This window comes from Mesorhizobium sp. AR02, assembly GCF_024746835.1.
In the GTDB taxonomy this organism is placed as follows: Bacteria; Pseudomonadota; Alphaproteobacteria; order Rhizobiales; family Rhizobiaceae; genus Mesorhizobium.
Genome location: NZ_CP080531.1, coordinates 3337782 through 3363513, shown reverse-complemented (window position 1 = coordinate 3363513; position 25732 = coordinate 3337782). Strand labels below are relative to the sequence as shown.

Sequence of the window (25732 nt, the reverse complement as noted above, 5' to 3'; positions counted from 1 at the left end):
CATTCCGGTCCCGGCTGGCACCCTTGCCCGCGGAACAGGACCCCATGTCACCCCGACTGCAATTCGAGGGCATTTCAAAGGACTTTCCGGGCGTGCGGGCACTGAGCGACGTGTCCTTCTCGGTCGGCGCCGGCGAAATCCATGGCCTGCTCGGCGAGAACGGCGCCGGCAAGTCGACGCTGCTGCGCATCCTGTCGGGCGTCTACCGGCCGAGCGCCGGACGCGTGCTGATCGACGGCGTGCCGGTGACGCTCAACAACCCGGTCGCGGCGCGAGCCGCCGGCGTCGCCATGATCCACCAGGAACTGCAGCAGGTGCCGCGCCTCAGCGTCGCCCAGAACATGTTCCTTGGCCATCCGCTGACGCGCGGCGGCCTCTTCGTCGCCAGACGCGAGCAGGAGCGCCGCGCCGCCTCGACCCTTGCCGCGCTCGATGCCACGATCGACCCGGCGGCTCCTCTTGGCAGCCTGAAAGTGGCGCAGCGGCAGATCGTCGAGATCGCCCGCGCGCTGCTCGACCGCGCCCGCATCGTCGCCATGGACGAACCGACATCGAGCCTGACGCCGAGCGAATTCGAACGCTTGGCCGAAGTCATCAAGGGCCTCGCCCGCGACGGCGTTGCCGTCGTCTATGTCTCGCACAAGCTGGACGAGGTGTTCGGCATCTGCCGCCGTGCCACAATCATGCGCGACGGCGTCGTGGTCGAGTCCGTCGATCTGGCAGGGGTTTCGGAACAGGCCGTGGTGTCGATGATGGTCGGCCGCGAGCTTGCCCAGGAAGAACACCGCTCCCACGCCACCAGGGATGTCAGGTTCGGCGTGCGCGGGCTGTCGTCGCCGAAGGTCCGCGATGTCTCCTTCGACCTTCATCGTGGCGAGGTGCTGGGCATTGCCGGCCTGGTCGGCTCGGGCCGCACCGAGCTGCTGCGGCTGCTGGCCGGCGCCGACCGCGCCTCGTCGGGCACCGTCGAGATCGACGGCAAGGCGGTCCGGCTGTCCAGCCCGCGCGATGCGATTGCCGCCGGCATCGGCCTGGTGCCGGAGGAGCGCAAGCGCGAAGGCATCGTGCCGCTGCGTCCGATCACCTCCAACATGGCGCTCGCCTCGATGGGTGTCTTCGCCAGACACGGCGTCATCGACCACGCCAGGCTGAGGCGCGTGGCCGCCGAGAAAATGAAGCGGGTCAATCTCAGGCCCTTCCTGCTCGACCGGCCCATCCGCCTGTTCAGTGGCGGCAACCAGCAGAAGGCGATCATCGGCCGCTGGCTGGCGGCGGGAACGCGGATCCTGCTGTTCGACGAGCCGACGCGCGGCATCGATGTCGGCGCCAAGGCGGAGATCTACCATCTGATCGAAGAGCTCGCCGCCGAAGGCCATTGCGTCATCGTCGTCTCGTCCGAACTTCCCGAGGTGATCAGGCTCGCCGACCGCGTGCTGGTGATGCGCGAAGGCGCGATCGCCGCCGAGCTCGACCGGGCAAGCCTCAGCGAGCAGGCGATTGCGGCGCACGCCATACCCCAGTCGCAAGGCTCGGGCGGCCGGCCAGGCGCGCAAGGAACCGGTGCATGAAAAAGAAGAACAGGATTGCCCATGTCTGACCTATCGCAAGCCGCGCCGGCACGGCCGGGCGCCGCCATCCTGCAGCGTTTTTCCATGCGCGACGCCGGCACGCTGATCGGCCTCCTGGTGATCCTCGCCGTCTTCGGCGCGCTGGTGCCGGGCTTCTTCGCCGAGCGCAACCTGATCAACATCCTGCAGCAGTCGAGCATCAATGCCTGCCTGGCACTGGGCATGACGCTGGTCATCATCTCCGGCGGCATCGACCTGTCGGTTGGGCCGACGGCGGCACTCTCGGCCGTCATCTCGGCCTCGATGCTGGTTGCCGGCGTGCCGTTTCCGCTGGCCATCGCCGCCGGCTTCGCCATCGGCCTGCTGTGTGGCCTGGTGAATGGCGTGTTGGTCGCCTATGTCGGGCTGCAACCCTTCATCGTGACACTGGGAACGCTGAGCACCTACAGGGCGCTGGCGCTGATCTACACCGGCGGCAATCCGGTGCTCGGCCTGCCGGCAAGCTTCCGCGCCATCTTCAACGGCTCGCTGTTCGGCCTGCCGCTGGCGGTCATCATCGTCGCCTGCGTGGCCGTTATCGCCTGGATCGTGTTGAAGAAGACGCCCTTCGGCGAATATCTGCTCGCCGTCGGCGGCAATGAGGAAGCCGCCTATATCGCCGGCGTGCCGATCGCCCGCACCAAGATCGCCGCCTACATGATTTCCGGCCTGCTGGCCGCCCTTGCCGCGCAGATCCTGATCGGCCGACTGGGCGCGGCCGAACCGATCCTCGGCAATCTCTGGGAGCTCGACGCCATCGCGGCGGCAGCCATCGGCGGCGCCTCGCTGATGGGCGGCAAAGGCAGCGTCGTCGGCACCATCCTCGGTGCCGTCATCCTCGGCGCCATGCGCAACGGTTTGACGTTGATGAACGTCCAGTCCTTCTATCAGCTCTTGGCAACTGGCCTTATAATCCTCGCCGCGATGCTTATCGATCGTGTGACGAGGGGGCGTGGATGACCTTGAGCGGGCTGGACCTGAAAGCGGTAGGACCGCGCATCCGCATGATGATGCCGCATCTCACCCCGCTGGAAGCGAAGGTGGTGGAGACCGTCTTTGGACGGCGCGGCTTCGACGAGACGATCCCGCTGAAGCAGATCGCCGAGGAATCCGGCGTGTCCGAGGCGATGGTGGTCAAGATCGCCAAGAAGCTCGGCTTCTCCGGCTACCGCGACTTCCGCACCGCCGTCTATGAATACAGCCGCCTGCCGACCGCCGAGATGCATCAGGAACTGTCGTCCGACGACAGTTCGGCCGAGATCGTGCAAAAAGTGTTCCGCACCTCGATCCAAGCGCTGGAGGAGACGCTCGCTATCCTCGATATCGAGGATTTCGACCGCGCCGCCGAGCTGCTCTTTCGGGCGAAGAACCGTGACTTCTACGGCGTTGGCGGTTCGGCGCAGATCGCCCGCGACGTCTCGCACAAATTCCTGCGCATCGGCATCCGCGCATCCGTCTACGACGATTCGCACATGATGCTGATGTCGGCCTCGCTGCTCGGCGCGGACGACATTGCCGTCGGCTTCTCGCATTCGGGTAACACCTCGGCCGTCATCGACGCCATCCAGCTCGCCCGCAAGAATGGCGCGCGCACGCTGGCCATCACCAATTACGACAACTCGCCGCTGGCCCAGATCGCCGACATCGTGCTGTGCTCGACCGCGCAGGGCTCGCCGCTGATGGGCGAGAACGCGGCGGCGCGCATCGCCCAGCTCAACATTCTCGACGCGCTGTTCGTGGCAGTGGCGCAGCGCGACTACCAGGCGGCGGAGCGCAATCTCGGCCGCACCATGTCTGCGGTCACGTCGAAACGAAAAGACCGGGGCTCATGACGCCGTCGACAGCACAGCAGGTCACCGTGTTCGGCAGCCTGCACTACGACATCATGGTCGACGCCCCGGACCGCCCGCGCAAGGGCGAGACTGTGACCGGCCATGCCTGGCACCCGAAATGCGGCGGCAAGGGCGGCAACCAGGCGGTTTCAGCGGCACGGGCCGGCGCGAGATCCGCGATGATCGGCGCCGTCGGTGACGACGATTTCGGACGCGCGCTGCTGGCCAATCTCGATCGCGGCGGCGTCGACCGCCGCTTCGTGCGGGTGGCCGCGGGCGCCGGCTCTGGCATGAGCGTGGCGATCTTCGACGCGGGCGGCGACTATGGCGCGGTGATCGTCTCGGGCAGCAATCTGACTCTGGGCGATGCCGACATTACCTGCGCTTCCGAGACGATAGCCCAGACTGCGGTGCTCTTGTTGCAGAACGAAGTGCCGGAAGCCGCCAGCATTGCCGCCGCGCGCGCAGTGAAGGCACAGGGTGGCCGCGTCCTGCTCAATGCCGCACCGGCGCGCAAGCTTTCCGAAGACCTGATCGCACTCGTGGACGTCCTCGTTGTCAACGCCATCGAAGCGGAATTCCTGGCCGGCACGGCCGTGGTCGAGACGCTCGACGGCGCCGCGCAAGCGGCACGGCTTCTGGTCGACCTCTGCCCAGTCGCGATCGTCACGGCCGGCGGCGAGGGCGTCGCCTGTTGCGACCGGACCGGCGACGCCTTCGCGCTGCCGGCCATCTCGGTCAAGCTCGTCAGCACGCACGGCGCGGGCGACGAATTCGTCGGCGCTCTGGCCGCGGCACTTTCCCGTGGCGAGGGTATGCGAGCGGCCGTCACCGTCGCCAACGCCGCTTCGGCGTTGCTGGTTTCGACGCCGGAGGCCGAGCGTCAAAGCCTCTAGTTTAGTGAGCCAGCGCCTGCATACGCGAGCGTGCCGATGCAAGAAGAGGACGAATCTTCGAGACATCTCTTGGATTCTTCGGATCCATCGGCTCTCCTGACCAATCAACAACAAGCAAATCATAGTCGCCCGGCGTCTTTTTGCCGAGGCCATACGTAGCTTCAATTGTATTGAGGCTCGCCGTCAGATTGCGAGGGCAGTAGTATGCCATCACGTCTCCGTCATAGACCCGCGCACCAAGCCTGTTAAGTGTGCTGACATGGACCATTTCGCCAATCGGGTCGGCGTTGCGATCCTGGCAGACGATTGTCTCGAACGCTCTCCCGCGCAAAGCCGATGAATTGTTGATGACTCGAAGTGCAGAAGGCATGAACCGAAAGGGCAGGCTGCGCGAATTGTGCTTCGGCGCGAACGACCAATTCTCTTCAACGGTCGCCCAGCCGCGACCTGAAAAAGGAAATTGGGGAAAGAAATGGCCAATTCGCTTCAGCATCCAATCAAGCGAAATGTCATCAGTCGCAATGCCCCATTGATGTCGCTGCCCGTCCGTCCAGTATCCTCCCCCGACGTCCGCATGGACGCCAGAAAACCAAACCTGTTCTGTAACGCTGGAAAGTGACTGGAACCGGGGTTTTCGCCAAACCGCTGCCTGGAACGGGCGCCGATGCTCATCGATGGCCAAAGCCTGAAGATTTACCTTGGTGATGGACGAGAGCTCGACCGAATGGAATTCGAAACGGTTCCGATTCAGGCGGCTGAACAAATTTAGCGGCACACCGAGCGCGCCAACAGTATCGAAAACGCCCAAACAATCGATCCGGAAATCGTCGCGATTGTGCACATAGGGCGTGAGACTCGCCCAAACACCGGGCAATCTATCATTTGGCGGCGTCCGGTAGAAAGCCCAAGCCACGCCTTCAAGATACCGGGTACAGGAATCTCGTTTCAGTAATCCTGCAGCCGCAATATAGCCGGCTAATGTTCTCGCGCTATATGCTCCCCTTGAAAAGCCGAAGACAAAAATGGAATCGCCAGGGCGATAGTAAAAGGACAGAAATCTATACGCACTTCGAACGCTGGCATCGAGGCCTTCTCCCAGCAATCCGCCCCGAATTTTGTCGATCCCGTTCGTGCCCACTCCCCGCTCGTAGAACACCAGGTTTTCCTGCCCGTCACTTGTCGTCCGACCCGCCGCAATTTTCTGGCCCGGCTTCAGCTCGGGGCCGCGAACTGCCTTCGTCAGGATTGTCGACCCCGAGCTCAGATTTGCCGAAATGATGTTGCGCAAGCGGACAATGTTTGTATCCTGGTTGCTGAATTCGACATCGTTCCATGTTCCGTCGAGAAGGATGATAATTCTCTTCGCCATTGTTCTTTTCCGACTGCTTCAGGTCTTTGTCATCATCTCACATATTTCATAAGGTCGGAGTGCCCTCGATTTGACAAGATAGAAAAATCAAGGCCGTTTCGAAGAGTGATGGAAACACAGAATGGCTGGATTCCTCGAAAGCATTACAGGAGGACAAGCCGCTTCAGCAACTGTAGCGGCGGCATTGATCGCAGCGTCCACCAGCGCTGTGGTTACTTTGCTTGTTCAGCTTGTAGGATTCGGCGCCAATAGACGGCTCGAAAAACTCAAATCGGAGCTGGTAGAGCAAATCGAGTCCACAAAGGCAGAACTCTCCGATCTCAACGCGTCCAGAAACGCGCGGCGTGATTACGAATATGATGCGCGCAAACGGCTTTATGAACAGATCGAACCGCTTCTTTTTCAACTCTATGAGGCGTGCGAGCAATCGTATTTTAGGGTAAAAAGCCTAAGCCGGTCTCAAAGAGCAAGGGAGGTCGGTTTAGATAAGGATAACTGGCTAAAGCCAGAAGGATATTATCTATTTTCAACTGTTTATTATCTCCTTATACCCATCGCAATTTTTAGAATGATTCAGAAGAAGATGACATTTGTCGACATATACGGCGATCCAGGTATCGCTCTTAAGTACTATTTGGCCAAAGTTTATTTTTTTGCGCTTACGGATGATTTTGTTGTGGCTGGATACGATCCTGTGCTGCCCTATGAGCCAAATGCGGAAAACTGGGAGACTTTGCGGATCGAGAAGCCGGCGCGCTTCTTTCGGCAGGCCTTCGTTGTGGGCGATGTCGACGCCATCGCGGACGCGATGCTGCATAACGAAGGCGGAGTGCTCCGGGTCAAAACCTATGGAGAATTTGAAACGGCCGCTGCAATAGGAGGAGAACAACGAGCTGTATTCGAGGAGGCGCTGGGTCTTTTCCAGAATTTCGAGTCGGAGCAACGTCCGGTCTTGGCGCGTGTGCTGCTGGTGCTGGCTTGTCTGAGCGATCTCATCATCTCCTCCTACGAGACGGACCCGACGCCGCAAGAAGCAGGCCGTATCGTGGCGGAATTTGTGGCCTCAGATGAATTCGGAAAAGGATTTGCCTGGGATAAGGAACTGACGCCAAAGGAACGGGATTTCGTCCGGGATTACGTGGTCACCAGACTTGGCTGGATCCCAACGGGCGCCATCCGAGGCTTTAATTCGTGATAGGATCACCGTCGGCATCACATGCCCACCGCTCTCTATCCGTCCTTGCCGTTGCTGCCGAATTCCGCTAAGGCGCGCCTTTGTCGCCGGGGAGCACGAGCTTGGACGATCAACGCGCCGACGTCGCCATCATCATGGGCAGCCAGTCCGACTGGGCAACGATGCGCCATGCGGCCGAAACGCTGGAGGCGCTGGGCGTCCCGCACAAGCGGCTGATCATCTCCGCGCACCGCACACCCGACCGGCTCTATGAGTTCGCCAAGGGCGCCAAGGCCGCCGGCTACAAGGTGATCATCGCCGGCGCCGGCGGTGCCGCGCATCTGCCTGGGATGACGGCGGCGATGACGCCGCTGCCAGTGTTTGGCGTGCCGGTGGAATCAAAGGCGCTGTCGGGGCAGGACTCGCTGCTCTCCATCGTCCAGATGCCGGCCGGCATTCCTGTGGGCACACTGGCCATCGGCAAGGCTGGTGCGGCCAACGCGGCCTTGCTGGCTGCCGCCGTGCTGGCGCTGAACGACGACAAGCTTGCCCAGCGCCTCGATGCCTGGCGCGCCGCGCAGACCGCCAAGGTCGCCGTTGAACCGACGGACACGCCGTGAGCCTGCCCGCCGGATCGACCATCGGCATCATTGGCGGCGGCCAGCTCGGCCGCATGCTGGCGATGGCTGCCGCCCGCCTCGGTTACCGCACCATCGTCTTGGAGCCACAGCCGGATTGCCCGGCCGCACAGGTCGCCAACCGGCAGATTACAGCTGCCTATGACGACCCGGCTGCTCTTGCCGAACTGGCAGCGGCGAGTGCCGTCGTCACCTACGAGTTCGAGAATGTTCCGGTCGCGGCCGCAGAAGCGCTTGCCGCCAAGGTGCCGGTCTATCCGCCGGCGCGCGCGCTTGACGTGGCGCAGGACCGGGTGAGCGAAAAGACCTTCCTCAACGGCATCGGCATCGCCACCGCCGATTTCCGTCCGGTCGACACTGACGATGAGCTGACGGCGGCGCTGAAGGCATTCGGCGGCAGCGGCATCCTGAAGACGCGGCGCATGGGCTATGATGGCAAGGGGCAGCGTGTCTTCCGCAACATGGAAACGGGTGGCTTTGCCGGCACCTGCGAGGCGATGGGCAATGTTCCGCTGATCCTGGAAAGTTTCGTGCCTTTCGAGCGCGAGATCTCGGTGATCGCGGCGCGCGGGCTGGACGGCGCGGTCGCTGCCTACGATCCGGCCGAGAATGTCCACCGCAACGGCATTCTCCACACCTCGACCCTGCCGGCCGGCGTCAAGCCTGAAACGGCTGACGCGGCGCGGGCGGCGGCGGCAAAAATCCTGGCGGCGCTCGATTATGTCGGCGTCATCGGTGTCGAGTTCTTCGTGCTGGCCGACGGTTCGCTGCTGGCCAACGAAATCGCGCCGCGCGTCCACAATTCAGGTCATTGGACTGAGGCCGCCTGCATCGTTTCGCAGTTCGAGCAGCATATCCGTGCCGTCGCCGGCCTGCCGCTGGGCAACCCGGACCGCCATTCCGATTGCGTGATGGAGAACCTGATCGGCGACGACGTGTTGCGCGTCCCCGAACTGCTCGCCGAGCCCGACTTGATGCTGCATCTCTACGGCAAGGCGGAGGCGCGGCCAGGCCGAAAGATGGGTCACTTCACCCGCATCAGCCGCCGTACTTAGCTCGAAGCGAGCTATTGCACCTCGTCGCTGTCCTCGCCGGAATTGGCGCAGCTCGCATCGCCTTCCTCGCAATTGGCTGACGCGGCGAGCTGCTTGAGGCGCTCATTGGTCAGCCTGGTCAGGCATTGCGAAACTTCCATCGCGTGGATGGAACCGCCCGCGCTGGCGGCGGTGGTATGCGCGCATTCGGCGTCACGGAAGGCGATCCAGGCACGCTGCGCTGCCTGCAGCAATCTCTTGGCATCGGCATCGTCGGAACTGATCAGGTTCTGATAGGCCGCATTGAGCTTGGCATCGGCGGCCTGATAGTCCTCGCCGGCACAGATATTCATCATCTGCTGGCTGTCGTCGGAGCGGTCGCACTCCTGTGCGCGGGCGATCGAAGCTCCCGCCAGCAGGACAAGGCAGGCAGACAGGAGTATTCGGCGCATCATCGTCCCCAAATCACTTGAAATACACGGCATCATCCCAGCCGGCCCATGGCCGCGCAATGCCGCACGGCCGACATGGCGGATATTTGATGATATGGGGGTGTGGAACACGCTTGCGGTTGACACGGACAAGGCTCCTCGTTTATGAGCCACCCACCGTTGAAAAGGCGCGTCTTCTGGCGCGCCTTAAAATTTCGACCCGGGACCGGGTCCACACCGACAGGCAAGACCATGAAGATCAAGAATTCGCTCAAGGCGCTGAAGGCGCGTCATCGCGACAACCAGCTGGTTCGCCGCAAGGGCCGCGTTTACATCATCAACAAGACCGCCCCGCGTTACAAGGCGCGCCAGGGCTGAGCTTTCGGCTGGAGGCTTTTTTGCCTCCGCCATTTGATGCTGTCGGCCTGCCGACCCTTCTCACGCTAAAATCACTTTGCTGTTCCGCCGCCCGGGACTAGGATCGGGCGATGCGGATTCTTTTTGCATTTTTGATAGCTCTGCCTGTTTCCGGCGCCATTAGCGTGCCGGTCTGGGCCGCGGACGATCAGCCGGCAGCGCCGGCCGCCCCGGAAGCTCCCGCCGCGCCGATGACCAAACAGGCCCGGCTCGACAAGCTGTTTTCCGACCTGAAGCGTGAGCGCAACGAAAAGGCGGCCGAACGCATCGCCGGCAACATCTGGAGCGAATGGTTCCAGTCGGGCAGCGCCTCGATCGACCTGATGATGTTGTGGTCGCAAAAAGCGATGGACAACCAGAAGTTCGGCGTCGCGCTCGATTTCCTCGACCAGGTGGTGACCTTGCAGCCGACCTATGCCGAAGGCTGGAACCGGCGCGCCACAGTGCATTTCATGATGAAGAACTACGGCAAGTCGATGGCCGACATCGACCGCACGCTGCAACTCGAGCCGCGCCATTTCGGCGCGCTGTCGGGTCTGGCGCAGATCATGGCGCTGACCGGCCACAAGCAGTCGGCGCTCGAAGCCTGGCAGAAGGTGCTGGCCATCTATCCGATGATGCGCAGCGCCCAGGACCAGGTCGCCACCCTTTCGGAAGAGCTTGCCGGCGAAGGCATTTGATGCCGTGAAGGGAGTAAGGGAATAGGGCAGTAAGGCAGTAGGGGTAGATTGCACCTGCGGAACACACGCCCCTACTGCCCTACTGCCCTACTGCCCTCCAGAACTTATCCCGTCCCACCCCCGTATATCCCCGCATGAACCTGATCTACGCCGCCTTCGCCTTTCTCCTCGCACTCATCCTGGTCCTTGTCGGTGTCACCCGCGTCGGCTCGTGGCTGATCGAACGTCGCGATCCGCCGATCGGTGAATTCGCCGACATTGGCGGCGCCCGCATCCACTATGTCCACATTCCCGCCCCCGCCAATGCGGACCTGCCGCCGATCGTCTTTATCCATGGCGCCAGCGCCAATCTCCGGGATCAGATGTTGCCGCTGCGGCCGCTGCTCGAAGGCCGCGCCGAAATGCTGTTCTTCGACCGGCCGGGCTTTGGCTGGTCCGGGCGCTGGCCTGGCAACAATGAAAACCCGTCGGCGCAGGCCGCTACCATCGCCGCCCTGATGGACCGTCTCGGCATCAAGAAGGCGATCATCGTCAGCCATTCCTTCGGCGGCGTGGTGACGGCAGCTTTCGGCCGCGAGCATGCCGACAAGACGCTCGGTCTCGTCTTCCTGGCGCCGGCGACCCATCCTTGGCCGGGCGGCGCGACGTCCTGGTACTACGACCTGACCACCGTTCCGGTGATCGGCAGGCTGTTTTCCGAGACACTGACCTATCCGGCCGGAACGCTGCAGATGGCTGATGCCACCACCTGCGTGTTCTCGCCCAACAAGGTGCCGGACAATTATCTCAGCACGGCCGCGATCCCGCTGGTGCTGCGGCCGGCGGCCTTTCGCGCCAACGCCACCGACGTTGCCGGGCTCTATGCCTATGCGCTTGGCGCCGCACCGCACTACAACCAGATCACCGCGCCGACCGTCGTCATCTCCGGCGACCGCGACAAGGTCGTCTACGCGCATATCCATTCCGTTGGCCTGGTGCGCGACATAGCAGGTGCCGAACTCGTCTGGGTGCACAATCTCGGCCACAAGCCGGACTGGATCGCCCCCGACCTCGTCGTCGGCGCCATCGAGAAGGTCGCCGGCAAGGATGCCGATCTGGAGGCGATGGCCAGGACAGTGGAAACGCGAATTGCCGGCGATGCCTACGGCGCCGGCAGATGTGCCGACATCAAAGAGCCGCAGGCCGAGCTCGCGCCGACCTGATATCCTTTCGCCGCCAGGGCAGTTGCCGGGCGCCGTACGCTAGATGACCAGCAGCTGTGTCTTGCCGGGAGCGCGGTCGTAGAGGTCCATGACGTCCTGATTGAACATGCGCACGCAACCCGATGAGGCGGACTTGCCGATGGACTTCCAGTCCGGCGATCCGTGGATCCGGTAGAGCGTATCGACGCCGTCCTTGAAGATGTACAGCGCGCGCGAGCCGAGCGGGTTGCTGATGCTTGGCTGCATTCCCTGGCGCCATTTCTCCAGTTTCGGGTCCCTGCGGATCATTGCCGAAGGCGGCGTCCAGGTCGGCCATTTGCGTTTCCACTGGACGATTGCGCGACCCTTCCACGAATAGCCCTGGCGCCCGAGACCAACGCCATAGCGCATCGCCTTGCCGTCCTCGAGCACCCAGTAAAGGTGCTTGTCGGTCGTGTTGACCACGATCGTTCCGGGTTTTTCTCCTGTCGGATCGTCAACGATCTGCCGCAGGAACCGCCCGTCGACCTTGCTGAAGGGGATCGCCGGCAGCGCATGGCCGCCGTCTTCGACCGCGCTGTACATGCTGGCGTAGTCGGGCGAAGCGGGGGTTATCGTTTCAGACGCGGCATCTTCGATCGGGGCCCTTTCCGGCACCGGCTCCAGCAGTGGCGGATTGAGAGAAGCGGCCACACCGATCGACTGTCTGGGCATTTGGGCACAGGCCGAAATCGCCGAAACGCCAACAAGCGACAGCCCGGTCAAAAGCGACCGGCGTGAAACGAAAAATGGCATTCAATATACTTTCAAACGATGGGAAATGCCGACAGGAAGGGAGGCGGCCATTGATACCGCGTCACCCGTGTCTTGTAGAGGCGATCAGGGCGACCCTGTGTCGAGAACAAAGGCCACGAACATTGTTCGTGCCTTTGTTGCATTGTGGCCACAGCGAAACCGCGTGAAACGCTTCAGTCAGGAAATCAACCGCTTACCGGTTGCCCTGCGCGTCCGATCCGACATAGGCGATGCGCAGCATGTTGGTCGAGCCGGGCGTCCTCAGTGGCACACCGGCCGTGATGATGACGCGGTCACCCGGCTTGCCGAATTCTTCCTCGAGGGCAATCCGGCAGGCGCGGTTGACCATGTCGTCGAGATCGGTGGCATCGGGCGAGACGACGCAATGCGTGCCCCACAAAAGCGACAGCCGCCGGGCGGTGTTGAGTATCGGCGACAGCGCGATGATCGGCACTTGCGGCCGTTCGCGCGCGGCGCGCAGCCCGGTGGTGCCGGACGCCGTGTAGGTGATGATCGCCGCCAGTTTCAGCGTTTCGGCGATCTCGCGGGCAGCCAGCGAAATGGCGTCCGCACCTGTGGCTTCCGGCTCCGAGCGCTGGGCGTTGATGATGCCGGCATAGGTCGGGTCGGTTTCGACCTTGGTGGCAATGCGGTTCATCATCGCCACCGCTTCGACCGGATAGGCACCCGCCGCCGATTCCGCCGACAGCATGATGGCGTCGGCGCCCTCGAAAACGGCGATCGAGACGTCGGAGACTTCGGCGCGGGTCGGCACCGGTGCGGTGATCATCGATTCCAGCATCTGCGTGGCGACCACCACCGGCTTGCCGGCGCGGCGCGCGGCGCGCGTGATCTGCTTCTGGATGCCGGGCACGGCTTCCAGCGGCATCTCGACACCGAGGTCGCCGCGGGCGACCATCAGCGCGTCGGACAGTTCGATGATCTCGGCCAGTCGGGCGACGGCCTGCGGCTTTTCGATCTTGGCCATGATCAGCGCTCGGCCGCGCGCGATCTTGCGCGCTTCGGCCAGATCCTCAGGCCGCTGCACGAAGGACAGCGCGATCCAGTCGACGCCCGTGGCCAGCACTGCGTCGAGGTCCTTGCGGTCCTTCTCCGTCAGCGCACCGACCGGCAGGTCGGTATCGGGCAGGCTGACGCCCTTCTTGTCGGAAATCGTGGTGCCGGCAATGACGGTGCAGACGATCGACTTGCCGTCGCTCTTCACCGCCTTCAGTTCCAGCTTGCCGTCATCGATCAAAAGACGGTGACCGGCCTCGACCGAACTCAGGATTTCCGGATGCGGCAGGTAGACCCTGGTCGAGGTGCCGGGCTCGGGATTGTCGTCGAGCGTGAAGGTCTGGCCCGGCGTCAGCACTTCCTTGCCGTTGGCGAACTTGCCGACGCGCAGCTTGGGGCCCTGCAGGTCGGCGAGAATGCCGATCGGCCGGCCGACCTTTTCCTCTACAGCCCGGATGCGGCCGACCAGCGTGCGCATCAGTTCGTGGTCGGTATGGCTCATGTTGATGCGGAACACATCGGCGCCCGCTTCGAACAATTTCTTCAGCATCTCCTCTGAAGAGGAGGCCGGACCGATTGTGGCTAGGATCTTGACCTTGCGGCTGCGTCTCATTGACTGTTGGTTCCCGGGGCGGCTGGAGCGCCTCCCGTTGCGGGCTCATCGGTCAGCTGGACCATCCAGCTTGCCTGTTCGCCCGTGTCATATTCCTGGAATCCGGCGCGCTGGAAGCCCCGGGCGACGCAGTCGTTTACGCCGGCGATCTTGAACTCTTTTTCAGCCACGCACATGTTGATCGGGCCGTCCCAGCGTCCACCGCGCTCTGCGTCTTCTGCATAAAGATAGTAAAACCTTGATGACAGCGGCCCTTCGATCAACGTCTTGCAGCTCGATCCTTCTATGTGCCACCAGCCTTCGGTGATCCAGCCGGCCTTGGCGCGATAGCCGATGCCGACGCCGACCAGGTTCTGCGTGGCGTTGCAGACGCGGAAATCGGCGCGCGCCGGCGAGGCCATGACCATCGCCGACAGGCCAAAGGTCAAGGTCAGGAGCGGCATGGCAAAGGCAGAGCGCATGCGCTGCCTGCCGGCGGAATCCATCCCAAAACCCCTCAAGAACCACATCAGCATCTCTCTGCGCCCCTTTTCGGAAAAGTCCGGGCGCATGTCAACGCGCCGTTTTGATCAATTCCAATCGATTTAGGAAGGCTCCCGGCGCACTATCCGTCGCCCTTTGCCAGATTTCCCGGGAAACCTTGGCCAAACAACGGCATTGCGCACGCGTCGTCTTCGTGGAATGACGATAGCACCCTCCCCGGAAGCCAGCGAACAGACCATTTCCCGCCAATGACCCGATCCACAGTTTTCGCGCCTTTCGACATTGTCGAGAGCGACCGCAAGCGGGGCATCGTGCTTCTGGCCGATCATGCCCGCCGCGACCTGCCCGACGACTATGGCAGCCTCGGCCTGCCCGCAGCGGAGTTCGACCGCCACATCGCCTATGATATCGGCGTCGAGGCGGTGACGCGCGAACTCGCCGCCTCGCTCGGCGTGCCGGCGCTGATCGCCAATTTTTCGCGGCTGTTGATCGACCCCAATCGCGGCGAGGACGATCCGACGCTCATTCGCCAGCTCTATGACGGCACGGTCGTGCCGGGAAACTATCCCATGGCACCGGAGGAACGCGAAAGGCGGCTCGACCGCTTCTACCGTCCCTATCACGACGCCGTCGGCGCCATGATCGCCTCGGTCGCGCAGGCTTCCGGTCGGCCGCCCTTCATCTTCTCGGTGCATTCCTTCACGCCGGTCATGCAGGGCAGGCAACGCCCCTGGCATGTCGGCATCCTGTGGGATCGGGACGACCGGGTGGCGCGGCCGCTGATCGATATGCTGGCCGAGGATAAAAAACTCATCGTCGGCGACAATGAGCCTTATGACGGCGCACTGCGCGGCGACACCATGTTCAAACACGCCATCGTCAATGGCTATGCCCACGCATTGATCGAGATCCGCCAGGATTTGATATCGGACCAGAAGGGCGCCCTCGCCTGGGCCGAGCGCCTGGCGCCGATCGTTGACGCGATCGACCGCCGTCCCGATATACATGTCGTGAAGATGTTCGGCTCGCGCACCGGGCCGTTATGACGGAGGTTTCGATGACCAAACTCAGCGACGAGCAGAAGCGCGATTTCGAAGCCGCCGCCTTTCGCCGACTGGTCGAGCATCTCAGAGAACGCAACGACGTGCAAAACATCGACCTGATGAACCTCGCCGGCTTCTGCCGCAACTGCCTGTCGAACTGGTATCGCGAGGCGGCCAATGCCGAGGGCGTCGATCTCTCCAAGGACCAGTCGCGCGAGATCGTCTACGGCATGCCTTATGCCGAATGGCAGGCTCTCAACCAGACCGAGGCGTCGGATGCCAAGAAGGCCGAATTCGAGGCAAGGCGTCCCAAGGACCATTAGCGATCCTGATAGAGCGAGCGGCCTCCGGCCACGGTATCCGCGATGGGCGAGGTTCTCCGACTTCGTCATCCTAGGGTGGAGCAGTCGCGAAGCGACGTCGCGGAAACCCTGGGATCCATGCCGCGACGATCGCCAAAGAGCACAGCGGCTCAGAATGAAGGTGACGCTCACCGAAGCCAGTTCTGCACCGTAGCATCGCTCAGAAGTCGCGGCATGGATCCTCGGGTCTGCGCCGCGTCGCTACGCTCCTTGCTCCGCCCGTGGATGACGAAGGGAGAGCCGTTCCCGCTAATCCCCACCGTAGGGAAGTCCGTCGAGAACGATGCTTGTCCCATTTCGGCCTTTGGTCCAAGCATTCCCTGCGACCGGTGCTTGACTGAAAATTGAATCGATCTAATTTGCCGCGCAGAGCCATTTTCTGACCGGATTCGCCTTATGAACGCGCAAAGCGCCATGCAGACTGCCATTCGCGGGCGATGGGCCGTGGCGGCCATTTTCCTTGCCAATGGCTTCCTGACCGGCAGTTGGGCGCCGCAGATCCTGGTGTTCCTGACCCGGCTCGACATTTCGAAATTCACGCTCGGCCTGCTGATCCTTTTGTTCGGCGCCGGCGCCGTCACCGCCATGACCTGGTGCGGCCACCTGATCTCGAAACATGGCTCGCGCAGCGTGCTGCGCTGGTTCGGTCTTTGCGGCAGCCTCGGCCTGCTGGTCGTGGCGCTGGCGCCCAACGTGCCGCTGGCGGCCATCGCCATGTTCATCTTCGGCGGCTCGATCGGCGGCATGGATGTCGCCATGAATGCCAATGCGGTGGTGGTTGAGCGAAAATTGTCCCGCGCGATCATGTCGTCCTCGCACGGCTTCTGGAGCCTCGGCGGTTTCGCCGGCGGTGCGCTTGGCGGCTTTGCCATCCAGCACTACGGCCACCTCACCCATGCCGCGGTGGTGACCGCGCTTGCCTTCGCGGCGATCGCGATGGCGGTCGGGTATCTCGTCGCCGAGGACAAGCCCCAGGCGACCGAGCATCATAAATTCGCTCTGCCGGCAAACCCGCTGGTCTACCTGATCGGCCTGATGGCGCTGCTGACGATGGTCTCCGAAGGCGCGGTGCTCGACTGGGCGGCGCTGTATCTCAGGCAGGAACTTGGCGCCGACCTTGCCGTCGCCGGACTTGCCTACGCCGCCTTTTCCGGCGTCATGGCGATCATGCGCTTTTTTGGCGACGGCGTGCGCAACCGTTTTGGCGCGGTGACGACGCTGCGCGGCTCGGCCATTGTCGCCGCCGCCGGCATGCTGGTCGCCGGCCTGTCGCCTTCGCCCTGGCTCGCCATCGCGGCCTTTGCGCTTTGCGGCTTCGGCATCGCCAACATGGTGCCGATCATCTTTTCGGCCGGCGGCAACCAGGAAGGCATGTCGTCAGGCACCGGCATGAGCGTCGTCACCACCATGGGCTATTCCGGCATTCTGGTGGCGCCGTCGGCGATCGGCTTCGTCGCCGAGCATTCCAGCTTCGGGCCGATCTTCATTGCCATGTCGGTGCTGCTGATCGTCGTCTTGCTGATGGCGGGCCTCGCTCACCGCGCCGAATTCGCACCTGCAGCAGCCGAATAGCGTTTCAGCTCCTCGTGCAGAAAATCCGCCACGCGGCGGATGCGCACGCTGCTGCGCACATCGCGATGCATGGCCAGCCATACCGGCAGGCTTGGCAGCGGCAGGCCGGGCAGCAGCTTCTCCACCAGCGGATCGCGATCGGCCAGCGGCTCCTGGCCAAGGCCGATACCGTTTCCCGCCCGCACCGCTTCCCACAGCACGATCTGGTTGTCGGCCCTGAAGCGGAAACTGCCACGGGTGACAGGGATGCCATGCTGGACAAAGCCCCTGATCATCTCGTCGCTGCGGTCGAAGCCGATCAGGGCGTGGTCGACAAGGTCGGCCGGCCCGAGCGGGCGGCCGCGCCGGTCGAGATAGGAAATGGCCGCGCAGGCACAGAGCGGGATATCGCAGACCTTGCGCGCCACCAGTTCGTTCTGCGCCGGCTTGACCATGCGGATGGCGATGTCGGCGTCGCGGCGCAGCAGGTTCTCGACCTGGTTCGAGGCAACAATCTCGACCTCGATGCCGGGTTCCTCGATGCCGAGCCGCGCCATCATGTCGGGCAGCACATAGGCCGCCACCACTTCGCTGGCGGCGATGCGCACCGTGCCTTCGATCGCCTCGACGGAGCCCAGCGCCAGGCGTGAAAAGGCACTCGCCTGTTCGCTGACCGCCTTGCCGCGCTCGAACAGCGTGGCGCCGGCTTCCGTCAGCGCATAGCCGCTGCGCCCACGCCGGAACAGCGTGACGCCGAGCGCCTGCTCCAACTCCGAGATGTGACGGCCAAGCGTCGGCTGGCTGGCCGACAGCTTTCGCGCGGCGGCCGACAGGCTGCCGGTTTCCGCGACGGTGACGAAGCTCTTGATCAGGTTCCAGTCGATATCTGCCATTCAATAATGAATATCAAATCTGCATTCATGGTCAATTTCAATTCATCCGTGGGGCAATCATATTCGACCTGCAAACACCGATACGGACCGCAAACACCAACCCGGAGAACTCAAATGACCAAGATCGCAATTCTCGGCGCCAATGGCCGGCTCGGCCGTGTGGTCGGCCAGGCCTTTATCGAAGCAGGCTTCGACGTCCGCGCCGTCACCCGCACCGGCAAGGTGCCGGCCGAACTCGAAGGCGCCACGGCGGTTGCCGGCGATGCGCTGGACCGTCAGTCGCTGATCCGCGCCACCGAAGGTGTCGATATCATCTTCAACGGCCTCAATCCGATCTATACCGACTGGGGCAAATGCCTGCCGATGGCTGAGAATGTGATGGCCGCTTGCCATGCCAACAACGCGCTGCATCTGTTCCCCGGCACCGTCTACAATTACGGCTCGCCGATGCCGGCGGTGATCACGGAAGACACGCCATTCCATCCGACGACCGAGAAGGGCCGCATCCGCTGCGCCATGGAGGATCTGTTCCGCCGCGAGGCAGAAGCAGGCCGGGTGCGCACCATTCTGCTGCGCGCCGGCGATTTCTTCGGCGGCACCGGCAGCGGCTCGTGGTTCGACCTGGTCGTCGCCGCCAAGATGAGCAAGGGCATCTACACCGCGCCCGGCCCGGCCGATCTCGTGCATGAATGGGCTTACCTGCCGGACTTCGCGGTAGGCTTCGTCGCGCTGGCCAAGAATCTCGACAAGCTCGGCTCCTATGAGGCGCTGAACTTTCCAGGTCATGCCGTCACCGACCTGCAGATCAAGGCCGCCGCCGAGAAGGCGTTCGGCCGGCCGCTCAAGATGACCTCGATGCCCTGGTGGGTGCTGCGCGCCGGCAGCCCGTTCGTGGCGATGTGGCGCGAGATCGTCTCAATGTCCTATCTACGCTTCGAGCCGCACCAATTGGCCTCGACGCGACTGGAAGGCATCATCGGCGAGATCCCGCACACGCCGCTCAATCAGGCGGTCGCCCAGGCCCTCGAGGACATCGGCATCGCCACTGTGAAGGGCACGTCGAAAGCAGCCTGAACCACGTCGGCGGGCCATGCCCGTCCCGTCCATTCACATTGAACCAAAAAGGCGGCTCAGAGCCGCCCCATCAAAAGCAACACCACGATCCCTACCAGCACCACGCCGACAATGCCCGAAGGTCCATAACCCCACGAGCGTGAATGCGGCCAGGCCGGCACCGCACCGATGAGGACAAGGATCAGGACGACGATGACGAGAGTGCTGATCGGCATGAGACATTCCCCGCATTTGACGCTCTGCTACGAGACAATGCCTTGCATTGCTCTTGGGGGGACAATGCGAAAGGCCGTCCGGTTGTTCCGGACGGCCTTTGCCAGTCAGATTGGGAAGCCTGCCTACTCGGCGGCTTTTGGAAAGGCGATCGCGGGTTCCACGCTGGCATCCCGGCCCGGCGCATCGGTCGACGAAACCGTGCCCTTGCCGCGCCGGAAGACCCGACGGAAGAACGCGTAGAAGCGGCTGTTCTTGCTGCGGGTGAAGATCATCAGCATCGACGGCGTCACCACCAGCGTCAGCAAGGTGGCGAAGGACAGGCCGAAGACGATCGCCGACGACAGCGAGATCCACCATTGCGTCGACGGCGCGTTGATCGTCGTCTCGTGATGGAAGATTTCGAGGCCAAGGCCGAAGGCGATCGGCAACACGCCGAGGATCGCCGACACCGCCGTCAGCACCACCGGGCGCGCACGCTCGCGGCAGGTCTGCAGCACGGCATCCATCTTATCCCAACCTTCTTCCCGCAGCCGGTCATAGGTGTCTATCAGCACGATGTTGTTGTTGACCACCACGCCGGCCAGCGCGATGACGCCAATGCCCGACATGACGATACCGAATGCCTCTCCGGTCAACAGCAGTCCAAGGAACACGCCTATCGTCGCCATGACCACGCAAGACAGCACCATCAGCACGCTGGTGAACTTGTTGAACTGCATCAGGAGCACGAGGAAGATCAGGAAGATCGCCGCGCCGAATGCCTTACCGAGGAAGGCGCTGGCTTCGGCACTGTCCTCGTTCGAGCCGGCCAGCTTCCAGCGGATGCCGCTGCTGAGATTCATGTCGGTGACAGCCTGAGTGACCTGCTGCTGCACGGCGGCAACCTGGGCGCCGGCCGCAACGTTGGCCTGCACCACCACGGTGCGGGCGCCATCGATGCGGTTGAGGATGCCGACACTCGGCTTCGCCTTGCGGACGACGAAGTTGGAGATCGGTACCGACCCTTGCGAGGTCTGTACCCTGAGTTCGTCGAGCGTCGACAGCGTACGACGGTCCTCCGGCAAGCGCAGACGAATGTCGACCGCCTTGTCGGCGCCGGCAGGCCGGTATTCCGAAAGCTTCAGACCGTTGGTGACGAGTTGCACCACCGTTCCAACCGAGGTCGGGCTGATTCCGTACTGGGCAGCCTTGGCACGGTCGACCTCGATCGCCCAGTCGACGCCGGGCGGCGGCAAACCATCGGAAATGTCAATGACGCCAGGCACCTTGGCGATGCGCGCCGCGACAGCGCGCGCCTTCTCGTCCAAGCCTTTGGGGTCGATGGCCGAAAGCCTGATCTGGATCGGCTTGCCGGTCGGTGGGCCAGCTTCCGGCACACGCACCTCGACATCGACACCGGGAATGCCGGCCATGACGCCGCGCAATTCATCCAGGATCTGGTTTGCCGACTTGCGCTCGCGCCAGTCGACAAATTCATACTGGATGACGCCGACCACGTCTTCCGGAACATCCTGGCCGCCACCTTGCGTCTTGCCGACGCGGGTGTAGACCGATTTGACGCCCGGCCAGCCGAGCAGCCTGTTTTCCGCAATCTTGGTCGCGGTATCCATTTCGGCCAGCGAGAGGTTGCCACGTGCGTGGACATAGAGCAGGCCGTAGTCGGGCTCGACACTCGGGAAGAACTCGACACCCGCGCCATACTTCGAATAGGCAAAGCCGACGCCGAACAGCAACGCAACGGTCAGCAAAACCACGGTGATTGGAAAGCGTACCGCCTGCTTGACGATAGCCATGTACCAGCCGTCGCGATTGTCGTCCTCGTGGTGTTGCGGCGCCTTGGCGAAGATCGCGCCCAGCGTCGGCGCGAACACCAGCGCATAGAGCATCGAGGCCGACAGCGTGACGATCAGCGTGATCGGCATGTATTTCATGAAGTCGCCGATGATGCCGGGCCAGAACAGCAGCGGCGAGAAGGCGGCGATGCGCGTCATCGTCGCCGCGATGACCGGACCGGCCATGCGCTTGGCGGCAAGCGCGAAGGCTTCCTGCTTGGCCATGCCCTCGCTCATCCGTCGTTCGGCGAATTCGGTGACGATGATGGCGTCATCGACCAGCATGCCGACAGCCAGGATGAGGCTGAACAGCACGATCATGTTGATCGTGTAGCCCATCATGGCGAGCAACAGGATGCCGATCAGGAAGGACGACGGAATGGCCAGGCCGATCAGCAGCGAGGCACGGCCGGACAGCGCGTAGAGGATGACGATGAACACCAGGATGACGGCGATCATCACGTGGTTCTGCAGGTCGCCGAGCAACTGGTTGACGAAGACCGACTTGTCCTGCGTGTAGGTGACGTGCATCCCCTCGGGCATCGTCTTGACGAAGGCGTCGGACACCGCCCTCACCTTGGTGAGCGTGTCGATCAGATTGGCGCCGATGCGCTTCTTCACCTCGATGGCGATGGCCGGCTTGCCGTTCAGACGCGTGATCGTCGTGGCGTCGGCGAAGGTCGAGCGGATCGTCGCGATGTCCTTGGCCTGCACCACGGCATTGGGGCCGGCGACCACGGGGAGTGCAGCCACATCTTCAGGCGTCTCGATCAGTGATGGCACCTTGACGGCGTATTTGCCTTCCGAGCCCTCGATGTTGCCGGCGGCGACCAGGCTGTTGGAAGCGCCGACGGCGCCGATCAGCTGGTCGAGCTGCAAACCGTAGGACGATAGCTTCATCGGATCGATGACAACTTCGACGAGATTGTCGCGGGAGCCCTGCAGCGAGCCTTCGAGAACGCCGGGTACCTCCTCGATGCGGTCACGCAGTTCGCGCGCGGCGGCAGCCAGCACGCGTTCGGGCAATTCGCCGGACAAGGTGACGACGAGCACCGGGAATTCGGAAATATTGACCTCGGTGACGACAGGCTCCTCGGCCGCCTGCGGCAGGTCGGCCTTGCCGTCCTGCACCTTGGAACGCGTATCCTGCAGCGCCGTCGCCAGGTTGGTCTGCGGCTGGAACTCGACCAGCACGTAGCCGCCACCCTGGAAGGCGGCCGAGCGCATTTCCTTGAGGCCCTTCAGGCTTTTCAGCTTGCTTTCCATCGGCCGCAGCAGAAGGCGCTCGGAATCCTCAGGCGAAATGCCTTGATAGATCAGGCTGACATACATCATCGGAATCGGAACGTCGGGTTCCGCTTCCTTCGGCGTCGACTGATAGGCGACCCAGCCTGCAATCAGCAGGAAGACCAGGACCGAGATGGTCAGGCGGGCATTGTTGATTGCGAGTCTGACGATATCCATGACTTGTGCCTGCTGTTGCTTTCGGGAGTGGCGAACGGACGGACGTCGCCGGGCAAGGCCCGGCGCCAGCGCCCCTGCGCTACTGCGTGCCGGCGGTGGCTTCGCCGATCAGCTTGTTGATGGTCGCCTGGTCGGCCTCGACCGGCTTGACCTCATCGCCTTCCTTCACCAACTCCTGGCCAGCAACGATGATGCGCGCATCGGCGGGGATGCCGCCGAGCACGAGGCCGGTCGGCGTGTCATCGACCAGGTCGATCGGGAAGAACGCCACTCTGTTGTCCTTGCCGACGGCGCGGATGCCGAGATCGCCCTTGTCGCCGAGCGTCACCACCGAACGCGGCAGCAGGACCGCGTCGGTCGGCAGCGCGCTGAGCTGGATTTCCGCCGTCATGCCGGCCGGCACCGAGCCATCGGCGTTGGGGATGGCGACCTCGATTCGGAAGGTGCGGGTCGCCGACGACGCGTCGCGGCTGATGTAGCGCACCGTGCCTTCGACGGTCTGGCCGCTGACCAGCCGCACATTGGCCTTGTCGCCAAGCTTGAGATAGCCGAGGTCGCGCTCGCTGATCTCGCCGCGCGCGATCACCGGATCGAGCTTGAGGATGGTCGCCACCTCGCCGCCCTGCATGACGGAGCTGCCGAGTTCCACCGGCACCCGGTCGATGACGCCGTCGAAAGGCGCCTTCACTTCGTTGCGGTCGAGCTCGGCCTGCGCGGTATCCAGCTGCGATTGCGCCAGGGTCAGATTGGAGCGGGCGGTGTCAAGCTGCAGCTTGGGCAAATTGCCTGATTTCATCAGCCGCAGCGACGCGTCCAGCTCGGCCTGCCGCTGCGCGACAAGCTGCTTGGCATTGTCGACCATCGAGATCTTTTCCTCGGCGGCCAGCATCAGCACCAGGTCACCGGTCTTGACGTGATCGCCTTGCTTGACCGGCAGCTTGTCGATGACGCCGGCGACACGTGTGGCAAGCACGGCGCGCTTGTCGGCCTCGGTCAGGCCTGAAATGCGGATGGCGCGCGCATAGGTCTTGCGCGGCGGCGTCACAACGGCAACAGTGCGCAGCGGCGCCTTCGCCTCGGCTTCCGCCGTCTTCGGTTTGCTCGCATCCGGCGCCTTGCCCTGCTCGACCTCGGCTGCCTTGGCCTTGTTGGCTGCTACGCTGCCGACCGACGAGAATTCGCCCGTTCCCATCCACGCCGCGAAACCAATGAGCACAACAATGGCTGCAAGCTTGTGAAACCTGATTTTAGGCATCGTCATTTTTCCACTGCGGGTTCGGCCAGCACCGCGCCTTCATGTCGCGGGCGCGTCGCCGATATGGGTGCGCGCCTGACCGTGTTCAAATTGCCGTGATAGGCGAGCGCGCTTCTACATCAAAGTTGCACCGCAATATAGTCCGAAAGTTGCAGCAGCATTGCGTAGCCGGGCAAGGTGTGGCCGCCGCGAAACTGTTCTCGATCTGCTAAAATACCGGTTCAGCGGACTGGCAGCCGGCTGACGATCCGCTCCCATGCCCGGTCCCGAACGACCGGTCTGTCGTTGCCGACGGGCAGCGAAGCACTCTCGGAAATGCTGCCGCCGTCGTGCGCAGGATTTCTGATCTGAAAGCAGATTTTGACCGACCGGCCAAAAGATTTTCAGTCAACGAATGACATCAAGCCCCGGCGACGGGGCGCTTGACCAACGCATTGGAATTGCTCGGGAAATGGCAAGATACGCCAATCAGGCGGGGATTGCCCGAGGCCGGTTCGTTGACATGGAACCCGGCATCGAGAGTGCCGGTACCCGCGGCACTGAAATGTCTGGGATCGGCGTGGCCCACCGGTTCGCGGGGTGACGCGAGCACGGTGCGGCTGCGGAAACCCGGACTATTTTCCGTGCCCTTCGCAGGAGTGGTGTCGACCATTCCGCTCGTCACTCTGCGACAATACAGTGCGACAGCACACGGCCTCGTCGGCACGGCGTGGCAGCAGGCGTCAGCATGATGAAGCATCCTCCACACGCGAAGGTTGTCGCCTTGCGGGATCGCCTAGTCGCTACTCAGATTTCCGGAAGACCTCGCTGATGGTCTTGATCGATCCGGCATCCTTCACGCGATAGCCCGGCAATTGCGATATAGCGGCGTGGAATTCCTCGCCGCGCATGATCGATAGCACCCGCCGGACGGCCTCGACCTCGAGGATCGGCTTCTTGCAGACGAAGAAATAGTCCTCGGTCAGCACCCGCACGAAATCGAGCCCGAACTGCCGCGCCGCTGCCTCGACGCCGAACGCCACGTCGGCCAGATCGCTGGCGACATAGGCGGCGACCGCGGCATGCGTAAACTCGGAATGCTCATAGCCATTGATGCGCGTGCCATCCAGCCCGTGCTGCGCCAGCAACTGTTCGAACAGCAGCCTGGTCCCTGAATCCGGATCGCGATTGACGAAGCGGATCGACGGATCGAGCAGCCGCTCCAGCGTGGTGATGCCTAGCGGATTGCCGCGCCTGACCATCAGGCCCATTTCGCGCGTGACGAAGCTGATGACGCGATGGACGCTCGGCGTCAGCCAGCCCTTGCTGGCGGCGATCGCGCGTTTGCGCAACTCGCCCTGCGGCAGGTGCAGGCCCGCCAGGTCGCAGCCGTCATGGGCAAGCGAGGCCAGCGAGTTCTGGTTGCTGACATAGCGGAAGTCGACGCCGATGTCGGGCTCGCGGCTGAGGATTTCGCGCAGCTTCGGCACCGCGAAACCGTGGCTTGCGTGGACCCGCAGCACCAGCGGCCCATGCGGCAGCATCTGGTTGATCTCGGTCTCCAGTTCCTGCGACAGGTTCTGCAGCAAGGGACGAAGGCGCGCCTCCAGCCTTTGCCCGGCCCAGACCAGCTTGTCGCCGAAAGGCGTCAGGCTGGTGCCGCTGCCTTGCTTGCGCACCACCAGCGGCATGTTGAAGAACGCAGACCACTTCTCGATCAGGTTCCAGGCATGCCGATAGGAGATATGCGCCTTGTCGGCCGCCGAGGTGATCTTGCCCGTCGCCCGGATTTCGGCGAGGAAATCCAGCATGATCTGCAGCGATTGCGCATCCTCGCGCCGCCTGAAGCGCCACACCGGATCGATCTCGATCTGGATCAAAGCTGTCTCCTCCGGT

At 63.1% G+C, this 25732-nt stretch carries 26 protein-coding genes; 15 read left to right on the top strand and 11 right to left on the bottom strand.

Features of this window, described 5'->3' with window-relative positions; translation table 11 throughout:
- Positions 1 to 44: 44 nt before the first annotated feature.
- The 4 genes from DBIPINDM_RS20395 to DBIPINDM_RS20380 are packed head-to-tail and all read left to right on the top strand — an operon-like array spanning position 45 to position 4335.
- A complete protein-coding gene (locus DBIPINDM_RS20395; RefSeq protein ID WP_258588905.1) occupies positions 45 to 1568 on the top strand; it encodes a sugar ABC transporter ATP-binding protein in 1524 nt (507 codons plus the stop codon).
- 21 nt (positions 1569 to 1589) lie between these two features.
- Positions 1590 to 2567, top strand: a complete 978-nt coding sequence (locus DBIPINDM_RS20390; RefSeq protein ID WP_258588904.1) for an ABC transporter permease — start codon at positions 1590 to 1592, stop codon at positions 2565 to 2567.
- Positions 2564 to 3439, top strand: a complete 876-nt coding sequence (locus DBIPINDM_RS20385; RefSeq protein WP_095201206.1) for a MurR/RpiR family transcriptional regulator — start codon at positions 2564 to 2566, stop codon at positions 3437 to 3439. The genes DBIPINDM_RS20390 and DBIPINDM_RS20385 overlap by 4 nt, the downstream gene beginning before the upstream one ends.
- A complete protein-coding gene (locus DBIPINDM_RS20380) occupies positions 3436 to 4335 on the top strand; it encodes a ribokinase (RefSeq protein ID WP_258588903.1) in 900 nt (299 codons plus the stop codon). The genes DBIPINDM_RS20385 and DBIPINDM_RS20380 overlap by 4 nt, the downstream gene beginning before the upstream one ends.
- 1 nt (position 4336) lies before the next feature.
- On the opposite strand, the gene DBIPINDM_RS20375 is transcribed toward DBIPINDM_RS20380, so the two are convergent.
- Positions 4337 to 5704 carry a DUF2235 domain-containing protein gene (locus DBIPINDM_RS20375; protein WP_258588902.1) on the bottom strand — a complete coding sequence of 456 codons (1368 nt, stop codon included), beginning with the start codon at positions 5702 to 5704 and terminating at the stop codon, positions 4337 to 4339.
- Between the two features lie 121 nt (positions 5705 to 5825).
- Between DBIPINDM_RS20375 and DBIPINDM_RS20370 the strand changes: the two genes are divergently transcribed.
- From DBIPINDM_RS20370 to DBIPINDM_RS20360, 3 genes are all read left to right on the top strand, one after another.
- Positions 5826 to 6899, top strand: coding sequence for a hypothetical protein (locus DBIPINDM_RS20370; RefSeq protein WP_258588901.1), 1074 nt, complete (start codon positions 5826 to 5828; stop codon positions 6897 to 6899).
- A 101-nt stretch (positions 6900 to 7000) separates the two neighbouring features.
- Positions 7001 to 7498: a 5-(carboxyamino)imidazole ribonucleotide mutase gene (gene purE, locus DBIPINDM_RS20365; RefSeq protein ID WP_258588900.1), complete on the top strand. Its 498-nt coding sequence runs from the start codon at positions 7001 to 7003 to the stop codon at positions 7496 to 7498.
- Positions 7495 to 8571: a 5-(carboxyamino)imidazole ribonucleotide synthase gene (locus DBIPINDM_RS20360; RefSeq protein ID WP_258588899.1), complete on the top strand. Its 1077-nt coding sequence runs from the start codon at positions 7495 to 7497 to the stop codon at positions 8569 to 8571. Before purE ends, DBIPINDM_RS20360 begins: the two co-directional genes overlap by 4 nt.
- An 11-nt stretch (positions 8572 to 8582) precedes the next feature.
- Here DBIPINDM_RS20360 and DBIPINDM_RS20355 read toward each other — a convergent pair whose 3' ends face one another.
- A complete protein-coding gene (locus DBIPINDM_RS20355; RefSeq protein WP_258588898.1) occupies positions 8583 to 9002 on the bottom strand; it encodes a lysozyme inhibitor LprI family protein in 420 nt (139 codons plus the stop codon).
- A 231-nt stretch (positions 9003 to 9233) separates the two neighbouring features.
- On the opposite strand from DBIPINDM_RS20355, the gene ykgO reads away from it, so the two are divergent.
- The 3 genes from ykgO to DBIPINDM_RS20340 all read left to right on the top strand — a co-directional run bounded on the left by ykgO (position 9234) and on the right by DBIPINDM_RS20340 (position 11280).
- Positions 9234 to 9359: a type B 50S ribosomal protein L36 gene (gene ykgO, locus DBIPINDM_RS20350; protein WP_006327841.1), complete on the top strand. Its 126-nt coding sequence runs from the start codon at positions 9234 to 9236 to the stop codon at positions 9357 to 9359.
- A gap of 110 nt (positions 9360 to 9469) precedes the next feature.
- Positions 9470 to 10078, top strand: a complete 609-nt coding sequence (locus tag DBIPINDM_RS20345) for a tetratricopeptide repeat protein (protein ID WP_258588897.1) — start codon at positions 9470 to 9472, stop codon at positions 10076 to 10078.
- A gap of 134 nt (positions 10079 to 10212) precedes the next feature.
- On the top strand, positions 10213 to 11280 hold the full coding sequence (locus DBIPINDM_RS20340; protein ID WP_258588896.1) for an alpha/beta fold hydrolase: 1068 nt from the start codon (positions 10213 to 10215) through the stop codon (positions 11278 to 11280).
- A 39-nt stretch (positions 11281 to 11319) separates the two neighbouring features.
- Here the strand turns inward: DBIPINDM_RS20340 and DBIPINDM_RS20335 are convergent, their stop codons facing one another.
- From DBIPINDM_RS20335 to DBIPINDM_RS20325, 3 genes are all read right to left on the bottom strand, one after another.
- The gene (locus DBIPINDM_RS20335) at positions 11320 to 12054 is read right to left on the bottom strand and encodes a L,D-transpeptidase (RefSeq protein ID WP_258588895.1); all 735 of its coding nucleotides are present in this window, start codon (positions 12052 to 12054) and stop codon (positions 11320 to 11322) included.
- A 193-nt stretch (positions 12055 to 12247) separates the two neighbouring features.
- Positions 12248 to 13684, bottom strand: a complete 1437-nt coding sequence (pyk, locus tag DBIPINDM_RS20330; RefSeq protein ID WP_258588894.1) for a pyruvate kinase — start codon at positions 13682 to 13684, stop codon at positions 12248 to 12250.
- The gene (locus DBIPINDM_RS20325; RefSeq protein WP_258589307.1) at positions 13681 to 14127 is read right to left on the bottom strand and encodes a DUF1036 domain-containing protein; all 447 of its coding nucleotides are present in this window, start codon (positions 14125 to 14127) and stop codon (positions 13681 to 13683) included. Before DBIPINDM_RS20325 ends, pyk begins: the two co-directional genes overlap by 4 nt.
- On the opposite strand from DBIPINDM_RS20325, the gene DBIPINDM_RS20320 reads away from it, so the two are divergent.
- The 4 genes from DBIPINDM_RS20320 (at position 14084) to DBIPINDM_RS20305 (ending at position 17144) form a co-directional block, all read left to right on the top strand.
- Positions 14084 to 14272, top strand: coding sequence for a hypothetical protein (locus DBIPINDM_RS20320; protein ID WP_258589485.1), 189 nt, complete (start codon positions 14084 to 14086; stop codon positions 14270 to 14272). The two genes, DBIPINDM_RS20325 and DBIPINDM_RS20320, sit on opposite strands and share 44 nt — an antisense overlap.
- A 143-nt stretch (positions 14273 to 14415) precedes the next feature.
- Entirely contained in the window at positions 14416 to 15213 is a 798-nt protein-coding gene (locus tag DBIPINDM_RS20315) for an N-formylglutamate amidohydrolase (protein ID WP_258588893.1), read from the top strand.
- Between the two features lie 11 nt (positions 15214 to 15224).
- Positions 15225 to 15533, top strand: coding sequence for a DUF1244 domain-containing protein (locus tag DBIPINDM_RS20310; RefSeq protein ID WP_202325602.1), 309 nt, complete (start codon positions 15225 to 15227; stop codon positions 15531 to 15533).
- Positions 15534 to 15968: 435 nt separating this feature from the next.
- Positions 15969 to 17144: an MFS transporter gene (locus DBIPINDM_RS20305; RefSeq protein WP_258588892.1), complete on the top strand. Its 1176-nt coding sequence runs from the start codon at positions 15969 to 15971 to the stop codon at positions 17142 to 17144.
- Here DBIPINDM_RS20305 and DBIPINDM_RS20300 read toward each other — a convergent pair.
- On the bottom strand, positions 17108 to 18016 hold the full coding sequence (locus tag DBIPINDM_RS20300; protein ID WP_258588891.1) for a LysR family transcriptional regulator: 909 nt from the start codon (positions 18014 to 18016) through the stop codon (positions 17108 to 17110). The genes DBIPINDM_RS20305 and DBIPINDM_RS20300 overlap by 37 nt on opposite strands.
- Positions 18017 to 18130: 114 nt before the next feature.
- On the opposite strand from DBIPINDM_RS20300, the gene DBIPINDM_RS20295 reads away from it, so the two are divergent.
- Positions 18131 to 19090, top strand: a complete 960-nt coding sequence (locus DBIPINDM_RS20295; RefSeq protein ID WP_258588890.1) for an SDR family oxidoreductase — start codon at positions 18131 to 18133, stop codon at positions 19088 to 19090.
- 56 nt (positions 19091 to 19146) lie between these two features.
- On the opposite strand, the gene DBIPINDM_RS20290 is transcribed toward DBIPINDM_RS20295, so the two are convergent.
- The 5 genes from DBIPINDM_RS20290 to DBIPINDM_RS20270 form a co-directional block, all read right to left on the bottom strand.
- Entirely contained in the window at positions 19147 to 19305 is a 159-nt protein-coding gene (locus tag DBIPINDM_RS20290) for a DUF3309 domain-containing protein (protein ID WP_258588889.1), read from the bottom strand.
- A gap of 123 nt (positions 19306 to 19428) precedes the next feature.
- Entirely contained in the window at positions 19429 to 22602 is a 3174-nt protein-coding gene (locus DBIPINDM_RS20285; protein ID WP_258588888.1) for an efflux RND transporter permease subunit, read from the bottom strand.
- Positions 22603 to 22681: 79 nt separating this feature from the next.
- Entirely contained in the window at positions 22682 to 23857 is a 1176-nt protein-coding gene (locus DBIPINDM_RS20280; RefSeq protein ID WP_258588887.1) for an efflux RND transporter periplasmic adaptor subunit, read from the bottom strand.
- A 400-nt stretch (positions 23858 to 24257) separates the two neighbouring features.
- Positions 24258 to 24509, bottom strand: a complete 252-nt coding sequence (locus tag DBIPINDM_RS20275) for a hypothetical protein (RefSeq protein WP_258588886.1) — start codon at positions 24507 to 24509, stop codon at positions 24258 to 24260.
- 130 nt (positions 24510 to 24639) lie between these two features.
- The gene (locus DBIPINDM_RS20270) at positions 24640 to 25716 is read right to left on the bottom strand and encodes a helix-turn-helix transcriptional regulator (protein WP_258588885.1); all 1077 of its coding nucleotides are present in this window, start codon (positions 25714 to 25716) and stop codon (positions 24640 to 24642) included.
- Positions 25717 to 25732: the final 16 nt, after the last annotated feature.